At 69.3% G+C, this 13,439-nt stretch carries 13 protein-coding genes and 1 pseudogene; 6 read left to right on the forward strand and 8 right to left on the reverse strand.

Annotated features, from left to right (window positions below; genetic code table 11):
* Positions 1-14: 14 nt before the first annotated feature.
* Entirely contained in the window at positions 15-944 is a 930-nt protein-coding gene (locus tag QF035_RS50390; protein ID WP_307529369.1) for an MBL fold metallo-hydrolase, read from the reverse strand.
* 146 nt (positions 945-1,090) lie between these two features.
* Here QF035_RS50390 and QF035_RS50395 point away from each other — a divergent pair, with 146 nt between their 5' ends.
* A complete protein-coding gene (locus tag QF035_RS50395) occupies positions 1,091-1,729 on the forward strand; it encodes a TetR/AcrR family transcriptional regulator (protein WP_307529371.1) in 639 nt (212 codons plus the stop codon).
* A 706-nt stretch (positions 1,730-2,435) separates the two neighbouring features.
* Complete coding sequence (locus tag QF035_RS50400; protein WP_307529373.1) at positions 2,436-3,452, forward strand: IS110 family transposase; 1,017 nt, start codon at positions 2,436-2,438, stop codon at positions 3,450-3,452.
* 564 nt (positions 3,453-4,016) lie between these two features.
* Here QF035_RS50400 and QF035_RS50405 read toward each other — a convergent pair.
* Positions 4,017-4,388 carry a hypothetical protein gene (locus QF035_RS50405; protein ID WP_307529375.1) on the reverse strand — a complete coding sequence of 124 codons (372 nt, stop codon included), beginning with the start codon at positions 4,386-4,388 and terminating at the stop codon, positions 4,017-4,019.
* Positions 4,389-4,422: 34 nt separating this feature from the next.
* Positions 4,423-4,662 carry a DUF2568 domain-containing protein gene (locus QF035_RS50410; protein WP_307529377.1) on the reverse strand — a complete coding sequence of 80 codons (240 nt, stop codon included), beginning with the start codon at positions 4,660-4,662 and terminating at the stop codon, positions 4,423-4,425.
* A 5-nt stretch (positions 4,663-4,667) separates the two neighbouring features.
* On the opposite strand from QF035_RS50410, the gene QF035_RS50415 reads away from it, so the two are divergent.
* Both QF035_RS50415 and QF035_RS50420 read left to right on the forward strand, forming a co-directional pair.
* On the forward strand, positions 4,668-5,123 hold the full coding sequence (locus QF035_RS50415) for an aromatic-ring hydroxylase C-terminal domain-containing protein (RefSeq protein ID WP_307529378.1): 456 nt from the start codon (positions 4,668-4,670) through the stop codon (positions 5,121-5,123).
* A gap of 81 nt (positions 5,124-5,204) precedes the next feature.
* A pseudogene (locus QF035_RS50420) lies at positions 5,205-7,356 on the forward strand (MMPL family transporter).
* 229 nt (positions 7,357-7,585) lie between these two features.
* Here the strand turns inward: QF035_RS50420 and QF035_RS50425 are convergent.
* Together QF035_RS50425 and QF035_RS50430 are read right to left on the reverse strand one after the other, a co-directional pair.
* Positions 7,586-9,037 (reverse strand): HAMP domain-containing sensor histidine kinase, encoded by a 1,452-nt coding sequence (locus QF035_RS50425; protein ID WP_307529380.1) that lies wholly within the window; start codon positions 9,035-9,037, stop codon positions 7,586-7,588.
* Positions 9,034-9,726: a response regulator transcription factor gene (locus QF035_RS50430; RefSeq protein WP_307529382.1), complete on the reverse strand. Its 693-nt coding sequence runs from the start codon at positions 9,724-9,726 to the stop codon at positions 9,034-9,036. Before QF035_RS50430 ends, QF035_RS50425 begins: the two co-directional genes overlap by 4 nt.
* A gap of 466 nt (positions 9,727-10,192) precedes the next feature.
* On the opposite strand from QF035_RS50430, the gene QF035_RS50435 reads away from it, so the two are divergent.
* A complete protein-coding gene (locus QF035_RS50435) occupies positions 10,193-10,369 on the forward strand; it encodes a hypothetical protein (RefSeq protein WP_014182178.1) in 177 nt (58 codons plus the stop codon).
* Between the two features lie 442 nt (positions 10,370-10,811).
* On the opposite strand, the gene QF035_RS50440 is transcribed toward QF035_RS50435, so the two are convergent.
* Positions 10,812-11,102 carry a zinc-ribbon domain-containing protein gene (locus QF035_RS50440; protein ID WP_189841982.1) on the reverse strand — a complete coding sequence of 97 codons (291 nt, stop codon included), beginning with the start codon at positions 11,100-11,102 and terminating at the stop codon, positions 10,812-10,814.
* Between the two features lie 423 nt (positions 11,103-11,525).
* Here QF035_RS50440 and QF035_RS50445 point away from each other — a divergent pair, with 423 nt between their 5' ends.
* Positions 11,526-12,398: an endonuclease/exonuclease/phosphatase family protein gene (locus QF035_RS50445; protein WP_307531965.1), complete on the forward strand. Its 873-nt coding sequence runs from the start codon at positions 11,526-11,528 to the stop codon at positions 12,396-12,398.
* Positions 12,399-12,413: 15 nt separating this feature from the next.
* Here the strand turns inward: QF035_RS50445 and QF035_RS50450 are convergent, their stop codons facing one another.
* Both QF035_RS50450 and QF035_RS50455 read right to left on the reverse strand, forming a co-directional pair.
* A complete protein-coding gene (locus QF035_RS50450; RefSeq protein ID WP_307529386.1) occupies positions 12,414-12,896 on the reverse strand; it encodes a pyridoxamine 5'-phosphate oxidase family protein in 483 nt (160 codons plus the stop codon).
* 1 nt (position 12,897) lies between these two features.
* Entirely contained in the window at positions 12,898-13,404 is a 507-nt protein-coding gene (locus QF035_RS50455; RefSeq protein WP_307529389.1) for a hypothetical protein, read from the reverse strand.
* Positions 13,405-13,439: the final 35 nt, after the last annotated feature.

The raw sequence follows: 13,439 nt of genomic DNA on the forward strand, positions 1-13,439 counted from the left end.
CGGGGGGAGCGTCGTCAGACGCGGGGGCAGAGCTCGGCCATGCAGCCGAACAGCCCGGGGCCGTCGAGTGGGGGCAGCGCGGGGTCGAGCTCCCGGTAGACGGTGTGCACGTTGACGGCGAGGCGTTCGCTCTCGTGCAGGTCGGCGAAGCGGCCGAGGCGGATGTCGCGTGCCGCGTCCATGACCGGCATGCCGGTGGTGAACCGGGCGGTGGCCTGCTCATGGACGTATTCGAGATAGTCGCGGATCTCACGGACCGTCTGTTTGGTGGTGACAGGGCCGTGGCCGGGTACGACGATGTCCGCGTCGAGGCCGAGCAACAGGTCGCAGGCGGCGAGCCAGCGGGTGAAGGGGCCGTGCCAGACGACCGGCGCCGCCCCGGCGAAGACGATGTCGCCGGTGTAGACCGTCCGGGCCTGCGGCACGTGCACGATCGTGTCCCCGGCGCTGTGCGCGGGGCCCACGTCGATGAGGCGGACCTCGGTGCCGCCGATGTCCAGGACGCTCTCGCCGTCGAAGATCCGGTTCGGCAGTGCGGGTTCGATGCCCGCGTAGTCGAAGCGGCCGAAGATCCGTCGCGCGAAGTGTCCGGCGGGACTGTCCATGCTGGTCAGCGCCAGCATCTCGGCCGGACCCACCTGGCGCATGTCCGCCACGGACCCGCGGGCCACGATGATCTCGGCGTGGGCCACGAGCTGGTTGCCGAACCAGTGGTCGCCGTTGCCATGGGTGTTGACCACGGTGGCGATCGGCGCGGTGGCGGTCAGCGGCGTCAGCGCGTCGAGCATGGTCTTGGTCAGCTGCAGGTCGTAGAGGGTGTCGACGAGCAGCGACTCGCCCCGGCCGGTGATCAGCCCGGCGTTGCTCATGCCCCATCCGGCATCGCCCGCGATCCAGGCGTAACAGCCGCGTCCGAGCTCGACACAGCCTGTTCGGGATGCCACGGAAGCCACGTTGCCTCCTGTCTCGTCCCGCATCAGATAGCGAGACCTCAGTGTATTTTTGGACTGGAGTCCATCAATGGAAGACAATCTAAGAAGGCGGTATGGCGGCGTCAATACCCGTGCAGCCCTGTGCTGTACTGGAGGCCATGAAGATCCCGGAGGCAGGAGTCGAAGTCGTGCCCGCAGCGCCGCCCGTCGGACGCCGGGAACGCAAGCGACAGCAGGCGCGCGACCAGCTCTACGCCGCGGCGCTGCACTTGTTCGTCACCCAGGGGTACGAGGCGACGACCATGGACCAGATCGCCGAAACCGCCGACGTCGCCCGGGCCACCGTCTTCAACTACTTCTCACAGAAGGTCGGGTTCCTCGAGGAATGGGGAGCCCGCCGCCGCGCCCGCGTCAACGAGATCCTCGGCTCCCAGCGCGCCGAGGACCTGCCGGTCGGAGACCGGCTGCGCCGTTACCTGAAGGAGATGGCCGACCTCAACGTCGCCTCCCGCGCCGAGACCACCGTCCTGATGGACGCCTCCGCGCGGTATGGCAGTCTCCTTCAGGATCCGTCTCTGGAGATCGAACTCGCCAGGATCGTCGAACAGGGTCAGCAGCGCAGGGAGATCAGGGCGGACGTCGGCTGCGACCAGGCCGGACAACTGCTGGCCGCCTGCTACTTCACGACAATCCTGCGCTGGATCCGAGAAGAGCCAGCCCCCTTCGACCTCCACGAGCGACTCACGGGGGCGCTCGACATCATCCTGCCTGGTCTCCTCGTCGGCGAAGCGGCCTGACGCGGCACGTCACCTTCATCCAGCCGCTCACGCAGAGGCGACCCCACCCTTCAGCCGCCCTACGCCCTGGGCCTACTGGTGGGCCGCTGGGGCACTGCCTTCTTCGCCCCTGGCCGCCATCGTCTCGCGGTGGCCGGCGCCGAGGCGCTCTACACCGACCATGGGGCACTTCGGCTCCCGGGGAGGTGCCGTTGCCTTCGTGGCGCTGGGCGTCGGAAGGTCAATCCGCTGCGCGCGAGTTCGAGACCCCTCTCCGGGCTGGGGCGACCGTCCGGCGCCGCCGGACTGCCGCTGTCCAAAGGCGGATTCGGGACGCGTTCGGGGCGCAAGGACAGGAACAGACCGGCAAAGGTGAAGGGATGCCGGCATGGCATACATGCTCTGACCTGCAAAAACGTCATGGATGGGCATTGATCGGCAAGGGTCGCCAAGATCCTCAAAGGACTCATAATCCGTCGGCTGTGGGTTCGAGTCCCACCCGCCCCACCTGCGTAGGCTTCTTACCTGCGGATACGTTCTTTTTTGGGTGTCGGATCGTCAACTTTGCCTGAACGGACTGAATCCGTTGCTCGCGGGTTTGGTGTTGTGGCTGGCGGTGGCTCTTCGAACTGGTCTGACCTGACCCTATGAGGGCCGGGGCCCCAATCGGGCGGGCCCGGAGGACCATCGGTTGTGGAGGGTTCGGAACTCGGGGAGGAGGCCCGGGATGCAGGCTTACGTCGGGATCGATGTGCACCGCCGCCGGTCGCAGATCGCCGTCACGGATGAGGGCGGGAAGATCGCGGTGAACCGGAACGTGCCCAACGGCCGGGAGACGGTGCTGGGGGTGATCGGAGATCTGCCGGTGGGCACGCCGGTGGCGTTCGAGGCGGCGTTCGGCTGGGGCCGGCTGATCGAGCTGCTCCAGGATTACGGCTTCGAGGCACACATGGCGCACCCCTTGCAGTGCAAGGCGATCGCCTTGGCGCGGCTGAAGAACGACAAGGTCGACGCCGCGACCCTGGCCCATCTGCTGCGCGCGGACCTGCTGCCGGAGGCGTGGATCGCCCCGCTGCTGCTGCGTGAGCAGGGGGCCGTGCTGCGCCACCGCGCCCAACTCGTGCGGCTGCGCACGCTGCTGCGCAACCGGATCCACGCGGTCCTGGCCCACCACGGCTGCGACCGTGCGTCCAGCTGCTGGAGCGCACCGGGCCGGGCCTGGCTGGACGAGCTGCCGCTGCCGGAAACCTCCCGGCACGTGGTGGCCGACCTGCTGGAGATGATCGATGCACTCCAGCAGGTCATCGACCGGACCGACGCGGGCTTGGCCGCGACGGCCAGGACGGACCCGCGGGTGAAGGCGCTCACCGCGCTGCCCGGCGTCGGCCGGCTCACCGCCCAGATCATCGTGGCCGAGGTCGGCGACATCTCACGCTTCCCCTCCGCCCGCAAACTCGCCTCCTGGGCCGGCCTCACCCCCACCGTCCGCGGCTCGGACCGCACCGTGCGCTACGGGCACATCTCCAAACAGGGCGACCCCTGGCTCCGCTGGATCATGAACGAGGCGGCACAGACCGCCAAACGCTCCCCGCAGTTCGCGGCCCACTACGAGCAGATCGCGCACCGCCGCGGCAAGAAGATCGCCACCATCGCGATCGCCCGCAAACTCCTCACCCACGCCTACCACCTGCTGCGCGACGTCGAGGCGGCACGCCGGCCGAAGGAGCCCTGCACCTCAGCGTGACGACCACCTCCAAGGAGTGGGACACCAAGCCCCGGGCGAGCTCGCATCGCTGCATGAGCCGGCCACGCCGCGCTCGATGACCTGAATGAGCAGCCCGGCCCCCGAAGCAAGGTCATGATCCCGCCCGGTCGGCCGGGATCGAATGGGTGCGTGGAGGCTTCCCTCCGCAGGACCGCATGCCGGGGGACCACGGCCTGGGCATCCCCGCCCACCAGTCACAACAGCCCGGCGAACAGGGCCACAACCTCACCGGGACGGGAGCTCATGCGCCTTGACAAACCCCGGCCCTCATGGGTGCACAGATGTGCTGCCGTCGCGGTCGGGGACGTTGCTGAATATGGCCGGTGTGAGCGGCTGGACGTCGAATTCGGGACGCTGGCAGGACACAGGGAAACGGAAGTGTCCGTTCCGATGCCGTGCCGTCGATGCCCGCCAAGGCTGGGCAGGGGCATCCGAGTGGTGGGGTGGCGCGAGGTTGGGCCTCGGCTCCGCTGATCACCGAGCCGCTGCCGAGGCCGGCCGGAGCGACGGCCTAACGGCCCGTACTGAAGACGGCCGAACCTCTCAAGGAGTCGCATCACGAGGCTGCGAGTCGTGGCCGCGAGGTACTACGAGGCGATGGTCCGCTACGGGGAAAGCATTCTCGTGACGGACCTCCAGCGCCGGCATCATCAGGGCCGCTGCTCGGGTTCGGCGGGTGCCGAGGGTGAGGTCGGTGGGGCGGCCCTGGTCGCGCAGCGGGGTCGTGATGCCGGTGCGGGTGGCGTGGCGGGTTTCGTCGTGGTTGGAGAGGGCCCAGGTGGCGGGGGCGCCGACCGTCGCCAGGTCGGTGATCGTGCGGGCGATGACCTCCCTCAGCTTGTCTGTCTCCCGGGCGCACCTCAGGAAGTCGAAGTTGGGTGTGGCTCTGTGGGAGGGATGGCTCCGCCGGCGCACATTCGGCCAACGGCGCGAACGTATCGGAGGCGGGTCAGTGGCTGAGCAGCCAGCCGATTCGGTCGTAGGCGAGGACCTGGTAGCCGACCATGATCACAAGGATCCAGCGGGCCGCGCGGCGCAGGCCGGCGAAGTTGAGCGCGGCCACCGCGCCGAAGAACACAGTGAGTTCGAGGAGCAGGCGCACTGGTCCGGGGGTGTGGATATCGCTCTCACCAGAACGGGACGGGTCATCCGGCACGGCGAAGGAACCCCACGCCCAGCCCACAGCCACGGGCAGTGCGACGACCAGCAGCCAGCGCCACGGAGAGGGGACCTTGCGCCAGGACCCTCGACGACGCCCACCGGTACGTCGCCGACATGCTCGCCGGCATGGACGTCCGGTACGACCTGGGCGACGACCACCGGTTCGTCGGCACCCTGTGCCCGGACATGAAGTTGACGCTGGAGCGGCCCGACCCGGACGTCGTCACCGTGGTGACCCGGTCGGCGGACCTGCTGCGTGAGGGTCGTGGGCTCCTGCTCGACCTCGTCGACCGCGCGGAGGCCCGCGACGCCGCGGCCGCGTGGACCGGACGGGTCGACACCGTCACCGCCCGCGCGGACCGGGTGGACGTCGACGCCTTGCTGATCCGGCCCGACGGCTGTGTCGCCCGGGCCTTGCCCACCGGGCAGGACCTCGACGCCACCAAGCTGGTGCGTGCGCTGGGCACATGGTCCGGCCAACCGGCCTGAGCACCGCATTAACAGTCGTCTCAGGTTCGCTCAGTAGGAAGTAGGCATCCAGATAAGCGATGCATATGTAGGAGGCTAGTGATGGCAGTCAACGCAGCGCCGTCCGGGGAAGCGCCGGCCGGTCGGTTGGCAGGCCGGTGGGTGCCATGGTTGGTGATTGGCTTGTGGCTGGTGATGGCGGTGGCCATGGTGCCGCTGAGCGGAAAGCTGAGCTCGGTCACCACCGACAGCGCCGTGGACACCCTGCCGGCCGGTGCCGAGTCCACCAAGGTGGCGGTGCTGGACGACAGTCTCCCCGGCGGTGACGAGAACACGTTCGTCTTCGTGTACCACCGCGCCGGCGGCATGACCGACGCCGACCGCGCGACGGTGGAGCGCCACTACGACACCCTTACCAAGCAGTATCCGCCGAAGGGGACGGTGGCGGCTGGCGAGGACGACGAGGGCTCACCGACGAGCCGATCCACCGACCGCGAGGCGATGGTGTTCACCCTCGAGGTGAGCACGGCCTACGGCGCACCGGAGGACCTCGTCGGCCCGGTACGTGACGCCGCGAAGGACCGCCCCGCCGGCCTGGAACTCGACGTGACCGGCCCGGGCGCGATCGACGGTGACATGGATGCCGTCTTCGACGGCATCGACGTGCAGGTTCTCCTCACCACCATGGTCGTCGTCACGCTCCTGCTCATCCTCACCTACCGCAGCCCGGTGCTGTGGATCATCCCGCTGATGGCCGTCGGCGCGGCCGCACTGACCTCGATGGGGACCGTCTACCTGCTCGTCAAGGGCTTCGGCATCGTGGTCAACGACCAGAACTCGGCGCTGCTGACGATTTTGGTGTTCGGCGTCGGCACGGACTACGCGCTGTTGCTCATCGCTCGATATCGGGAGGCACTGCACCACCATGAGAACGTCCGGGTCGCGATGGTCCACGCGCTGCGCGGCGCGGCGCCGGCCATCGTCGCGTCCGCGGCCACCGTGGTCGCCGGCCTGCTCTGCCTGCTCGTCGCGGACCTGAACAGCACCAGCGGGCTGGGCCCGATCGGTGCGGGCCGGCATCCTGTGCGCGCTGGTGGCCATGCTGACGCTCTTCCCGGCGGTGCTCGTGGTGCTCGGCAGGCGGATCTTCTGGCCGACCATCCCGCGGTTCAGCACGGCCGTGGAGGAGAAGCCGGGGCTGTGGGGGCGGCTCGGCACCGCCATCAGCCGCCGCCGGTGGGTGGCGACGCTCGGCTCGCTCGGAGTCCTCGGCGTGCTCGCCCTCGGGCTGGCGGGCAACACCGGCGCCCTGCGGGAGCAGGACCAGTTCCTGTCCGCGCCGGAGTCGGTCAACGGCTTCACCGTTCTCCGCCAGCACTTCCCGGAGCTCGGCGGCCAGCCGATGACGATCTTCACGCGGCCGGCGCACCAGGAGCGGGTGCTCGACATCGTCAAGGACACTCGCGGTGTGGCCGAGGCCGTCCCGGAGCAGACCAGCGGTGGCTGGGCCAACATCTCCGTGACCCCGAAGGACGCGCCGGACACCGCCGCAGAGTACGACACGATCAAGCGGGTGCGCACCGCCGTGCACGCGGTGAGCGGGGCTGAGGCGATCGTCGGCGGGCCGAGTGCGGAGAACCTCGACACCGAGGTGACCACCGTGCGCGACGAGAAGCTGGTGATCCCGCTGGTGCTCGTCGTCGTCCTGATCATCCTCGGGCTGCTGCTGCGCGCGATCCTGGCCCCGCTGGTCCTGATGACCACCGTGGTCGTCTCATTCGCCGCGGCCTTCGGCGGCAGCGTGTTCGTCTTCGACACGATTCTCGGGTTCAAGGGCATCGACTCTTCGGTGCCGCTGCTGGCATTCCTGTTCCTGGTGGCGCTCGGCGTCGACTACAACATCTTCCTGGCCAGCCGGGCCCGGGAGGAGACCATGCGTCTCGGCACCAGAGAGGGCATGCTCAAAGCCCTCTCGGCCACCGGTGGCGTCATCACCTCGGCAGGCCTGGTCCTGGCGGCCACGTTCGCGGTCCTCGCCACACTTCCGCTGGTGATGCTGGTCGAGGTCGGGTTCCTGGTCGCCTTCGGCGTGCTGCTCGACGCCCTGCTGGTGCGGTCGGTCCTGGTGCCCGCCCTCACCTTGCTGATCGGCCGGCGGATGTGGTGGCCGAGCCGGCTGTCCCATCCAGCGGCGGAGCTGCCGGACAGTCAACAGCCGCTCACCGCCGACGAGGAGCCCGCGCTGCAACGGTGAGCGCGGCGGCACGGACGAGATCCGGGACGGGGCCCCAGGCCCGTCCCGGATCTTTTTCATGGGCCCGACGGTCGCCGCCCTTTGGTCCTGCGCCACGCGCCGCTTTGGTCCTGCGCCACGCGCCGGGGCTGGGGTCGGCGCACCGCGGTGTCCTGCCCCGACGGTGAGCCGCGCGGGGCCATGCCCGAGGGCCGCCGTCCCTTGTCCTGCGCCGCGCCGCCGGGGCGGGTCAGCGCACCGCGGTGTCCTCCCCGGCGGTGAGCCGCGCGATCGGGGCGGGCGGGGCCGCGGCCGGAAGGTCGACCCGAAGCAGCGCGCCACCGCGTGCGGAGCGGGCGACGGTGGCCCGGCCGCCGTGGGCGTCGACGACCCGCTGCACGATCGACAGCCCCAGACCGGATCCCGGCAACGCCCGTGCGCTGTCGGCACGGTAGAACCGGTCGAACACCCGCGGTACGTCGGCTGCGTCGATGCCCGGCCCGGCGTCGTCGACCTCGAGCACCACCGACGCGCCCTCGGCACGAAGCCGGACCTGGACCGGCTGGTCCGCGGGGGACCACTTGGCGGCGTTGTCGATGAGGTTGAGCACCGCTCGCTCGAGCGCGGCGGGACGCCCGCTCACCCACACAGAGGTCACGTCGAGCGCCACCTCGATGTCGGGCACGCGGGAATCCGCCCGGGTCGCGGCGGCCGCCACCACGTCGGCGAGGTCGAGCACCTCGGTGCTCTCGTCGCTGACGTCACCGCGCGCCAGGTCGGTCAGCTCGGCGACAAGGTTGCTCAACTCGGTTACCTGGGCGCCGAGGTCGTTGAGCAGCCGGGTCCGGCTCTCCGCCGGCAGTGCGCTGTCCAGGGTGCCGCGCCGATCGAGCCGGATCAGCAGCTCGACGTTGAGGCGCAGGCTGGTGAGCGGGGTCTTGAGCTCGTGGGCGGCGTCCTCGGCGAGCAGCCGCTGTGCCCGCCGGGAGTCCCGGAGCGCGGCGAGCATGTCGTTGATCGACTGGATCAGCCGACGGATCTCCCCACCACCCTCATCCGGGATGTCGGCGTCGAGCTCCCGGGTGTGCGCGACACGTACCGCGGCGGCGGTCAGCCGGTCGATCGGTGCCAGCGCGGTCCGCGCCACGGTCCGCCCGACAAAGGCCCCGCCGACCACGCAGAGCAGCCCGATCAGCAGCATGCCCAACCCGAACTGGTTGATCGGGCCGTCGTCGACGGCGCGGGCCACCTGGACCGCGCCGTCGCCCGCCCTCAGCGTGTAGATGACGTAGCCTTCTTCGTCGCCGCCGTTCGACTCCATCAGGTCGGCCGACGCGCCCTGTGCCACGCGCCCGGCGTGCTCGCTGACCGGAGGCAGCGAGGGTTGGCCGGCCGGCGTCCGGACCGAGCCGTCGGGCAGGATGACCCGCACCAGCCGACCGGATCCGGGGTACGGCGGTAGCTGGACCTGCGCCAGACCGGCGCGCTCCGCGTTCGTCGCCAGGACGCGGGAGTCGGCGCGCAGCTCGTTCTTGGCGGCGTCCCGCAGCTCCCAGCCCAGTAGCTCGCTGGCCACCTGGAAGGCCACGAACACGCTGACCGCGATGGCCGTCGCCGCGATCACCGTCAGCCTGGTCCGCAGGGACCGCCGGCGCCACCATCGGGTCAGCCGGCGCGGTTCCCGGCCGGCGGGCCTGCTCACGGAGGAGTCTCCCGCAACGTGTATCCCAGGCCGCGCAGCGTGTAGATCAACCGCGGCTCACCCTCGGCCTCCATCTTGCGGCGCAGGTAGCTCACGTACACCTGGAGGTTGTTGGCGGTGGAGCTCAGGCCGAAGCCCCAGATCGCCTCGAACAGCGTGTCGCGGGTCAAGATTCGGGTCGCGTTGCTCACGAGGACCTGCAGGAGGGAGAACTCGGTCCGGGTCAGGCGCAGCGGCCGCCCGCCCCGCCACGCCTCGAACCTGTCGGGATCGAGCCGGACGTCGGCGAACGACAGGATCTGCGACTCCTCGTCGGCCGGCGCGCGCCGGCGCAGCAGGGCCCGCACCCGGGCCAGCAACTCCTCCATGGCGAACGGCTTGGGCAGGTAGTCGTCGGCGCCCGCGTCCAGCCCCGCGACCCGGTCGGAGACCTGGTCACGGGCGGTCAGCATCAGCACCGGCAGATCCCGACCCGCGGCCCGCAACCGCCGGCAGGTCTCCAGCCCGCCGAGGCGGGGCATCATCACGTCGAGGATCAGCAGATCCAGCGTGTCACCGTCGGCCCCACCGAACCCGTCGAGCACGGCGAGACCGTTGGCGACGGTGCTGGTGTCGTAACCCTCGACCTGGAGCACCCGCTCCAGCGACTCACGGATGGCCACTTCATCATCCGCGATCATGATCCGCACGCCGGCCCGCCCCCTTCCAGTCGATGTTTTTGCCGCTCATTGTCCCCGATCAACCTGAGGCCAGGATTAGAGCGTCGCTGGGGACCGCGCTCTTACGGATACCTAAGAAATGGAACCTACTACGAGCATCTGCCCCGCAGTTCGGAGTCGCGGGTGTACTGGGCGATGACCGCGGTGATACCGCGTCGGCTGACCGGGGCGACCACATCGGCCTGGAGCACCGCATGACCGGCGGGGAGCTGACGCTCGGCGCGGTGCCGGCGCGGCTGGAGGAGCGGGAACGCGAGATCACCGCACAGGCCGAGACGGTGCGGGAACAGATCAGCTGACCGCATAGCTCGACGAACCCGGCCGGGCCGCCGAGGAAGTCCGGATCACCCACAAGACACTGCTGGGGCTGCCCGACCCCGGGCCGCCCGCGCCGCCGGCACCGAAGCTGCCGGATCATCCGGCCTACCAGCAGATCATGGCGGTGTTCACCGCGGCCGACCACCCGCTGCGGGCCCGGCAGGTGTGCGAGGCCATGGACCTGGCGGTCGCGCCCAACAACATCAACAACGTCCGCCTCAAGCTCAAGCGGCTGGCCGGCCGCGGGATCCTGACCGAGACCGAGCCAGGCTTGTTCACCCAGCCTCGGCCGTAGCCGACCGACGTCGCCACGACCTGCCCGCTCGTCCCGCACGAAACGAAGAATCGGGCATCGGCTCTCTACCGCCCTCTGAAGACATCTTGGCCAACGATATCGGTCGTAGAAGGCTCTGCCCCGACTGCTGGGGTGGAGCCATCATGCGTTGGAAGGGGAATCCGCCAAAACTTCATGGATGAGCATTGATCGGCAAGGGTCGCCAAGATCCACAAAGGACTCATAATCCGTCGGCCGTGGGTTCGCATCCAGGACTCGCCCGGGACGCCTGCTCGTCACCATCGAGATCCCGACCACCGACGAGCCCTTCTACCGTGCCTACTTCACCAGGCTCGCCCAACTGTCCGGCCGCCCGATCGGGCCGTAGCTCCAGACCCGCACCGGGCCTGGGCGCCATTCGCCCAGGCCGACGACCTGCCTCCGCCCTCGCTCCCGGCCCGGTTCAGGACTGGTACGGCTGCTGCTGCGGCTGCCCGTAGGGCTGACCGCCCTGGCCGCCCGCACCCTGAGCCTGCAGCTGCTCCGCCTGCTCCTTGGTCACCTTCTGCTCCGCACCGCAGAAGGTGCACTGCGTCTGGTACTTCGTCGAGAACGGGAACAGCGGCACGAAGAACAACGTGAACTTCGTGACCCGCTTCCTGAGCGTGTGCGCGGAGGGATTACCGCAGTGCCCGCACACCAGCGTCAGTATCGCGAGCTGGTACAGATATCCCTTGGTACCAAAGATGATCATGCTGTCGTTTCCTCCCGGGTCAACGCCCGCCGACACACCGTCGACGAGCAGCGAGGCGCGCTCACGAAGGACAGTCTCGTGCACGCCGATCTGTTCGGCGGTGGGCGTCCACATTCTCGCTGCGCGGAAGGTGCCGCCTGTTGCGAGGTGCTCACCTTCGCCGGCTGGAACCTGATCTTCGGACCGTGCGTCGTACAGGGCACGTCGTGCTCATGGAGGTGGCGCGGGGACGGGGCTGGGGCAGATGGGTGGGACGTGGGGGAGCAGGCGGACAGTCGGGTGGAGTCGGGGGAGAGGGCTGTGGCGGTCCGGCGGTGGCTGAGGGCCGTTGAATGGCGGCGGTGGGGGAAGGGCACGGGAGGCCGGTCGGCCTGGGCGCGTGGGCGTGTTCTCGCGTTGCTTGCCGTGCTGGCCGCCGGGCTGATGGCGTTCCATTCCGTCGTGCCCAACGCGGTGGGGCGACTCGGCAGCCTGCTGGAGACGTTTCTGCCCTGGCTCGGGCTGGCCGTTCCGTTGTTGCTCGTCCTGGCGTTGCTGCGTCGCTCGGCCATCGCTCTGGTGGCCCTGCTGTTGCCCGTGGCGGTCTGGGGGAACCTCTTCGGCGGGCTGGTGCTGGCCGATGGGGACAGTGGCCCGCACGACATCGTGGCAGTCCAGCACAACGTCAGTGACGAGAACAGCGACCCCGAGGGCACCGCGAGCGACCTGATCGAGGCCGCACCGGATGTCATCGCTCTGGAAGAGCTGACGCCATCCGCACTGCCGGCCTACGAGTCGGCCCTGGCGGCGGAATACCCCCACCACGCGGTCGAAGGAACCGTCGGACTCTGGTCGAGGTATCCGCTGTCGGACGTCCGGCCGGTGGACATCAAACCGACCGGGATCCCGGAGGGCTGGAACCGCGGCCTGCGGACCACGGCACGCACGCCACAGGGCGATATCGCGGTGTACGTCGCCCACTTGCCCTCGGTCCGCATCCGATGGAACGGCCTCAGTTCCGGTTGGCGGGACGAGAGCGCCGGCCTGCTGGGTGAGGTCCTGGCCGCCGAGAAGCTGGCCAAGGTGATCCTGCTGGGCGACCTCAACAGCACCGTGGACGACCGCGGGCTGGACCCGGTCACCGACCAGATGGACTCGACAGGGCGAGTCTTCGCCTTCAGTTGGCCCGCGAGCTTCCCCGTCTCCCGGATCGACCACGTCATGACCCGCTCGATGCTGGTCACCGACATCGGCACCCTGCCCGCCACCGGCAGCGACCACCTCCCGGTCGCCGCCGGCATCAAGTTCGAGCCCTGAGCCTGCCGCAATCGATCAGTCGGTGAGCTGGACGGGCACGCGATGATCCGGCTGTCCGTCCTTGGCGAGCATCGAATGCTCATCAGCAACCGCGCGGTAGAGGGCGATACCGGAGACGCCTCGCGCGTCTTGGATGTCCTCCGCCGTCCATACCCGGCCGCCGTGCGTGACCGACCGGCGCGAGAAGACTGCCAGCGCCTCCTCCGCATCCGCAGCCTCCACCGCAGTAGCGACGGCGGACATGTACACACCCTGCCCGGTACCGATCGCCACCGAGGAGTCGAAGACCACGATGCCCACCTGAGGGCGTACCGCGATGTTGCGCGAGTGGGTCGCCTGCGGCGAGGACACCCAGAAGAACTCGCGGTATCCCCGGTGGGCGAAGTACACCGGGGAACTCCACGGCGTTCCGACGTGGTCGGCGGTGGCCAGTACCATGTACCTGTTCGCGTCGACGATGTCGCGTGCGACCTCGCCCGGTGATCCGCTGACTGTCATCTCAACGACTCCTGCGGTAGGTGAGTGTGAAGTCGTGCTCCCAGGTCGTCGAGTCGTCGTGCGAGGTCTCCCAGCTGCCGTGGATGGTGGTGCCGTCATCGCTGACCTGTCCGGTGAACCGCTGCCGGAAGTCCAGCGGCGAGAAGTCCGGCGCCTCGCGCAGCAGTCGCCATACTCCGCCGGCAAAGCTCATCGCGTACAACCGGGCGACACCCCGTGAGTCGAAGTAGTGCTGTGTGTACGCGCCCGTCTCCGGGTCGGTCGCGATGATCGCCATGCTGTCCGGTGCCTCGGCCAGCGAGATCTCGGTGCGCTGGACCAGGAACCGTCGGTCCAGGGTCCACTCGAACACGCAGCGCGCGGCAGGCGTGTCCAGGCCGGGAAAGTCGGCCTCCACCACCCACTCGCCCGCCAGAACGTCCAGCCTCTCCAAGGCTTCCTGCCGTGCCGATCCGTCCATGGTGAACATCTCCTCCTCGTCGATCGCCCGTCGATCGTCGACGCCCATCGGATGTAGGACGACCTCGGCGGGAGAAACTCATC

This window comes from Streptomyces umbrinus (genome assembly GCF_030817415.1).
In the GTDB taxonomy this organism is placed as follows: domain Bacteria; phylum Actinomycetota; class Actinomycetes; order Streptomycetales; family Streptomycetaceae; genus Streptomyces; species Streptomyces umbrinus_A.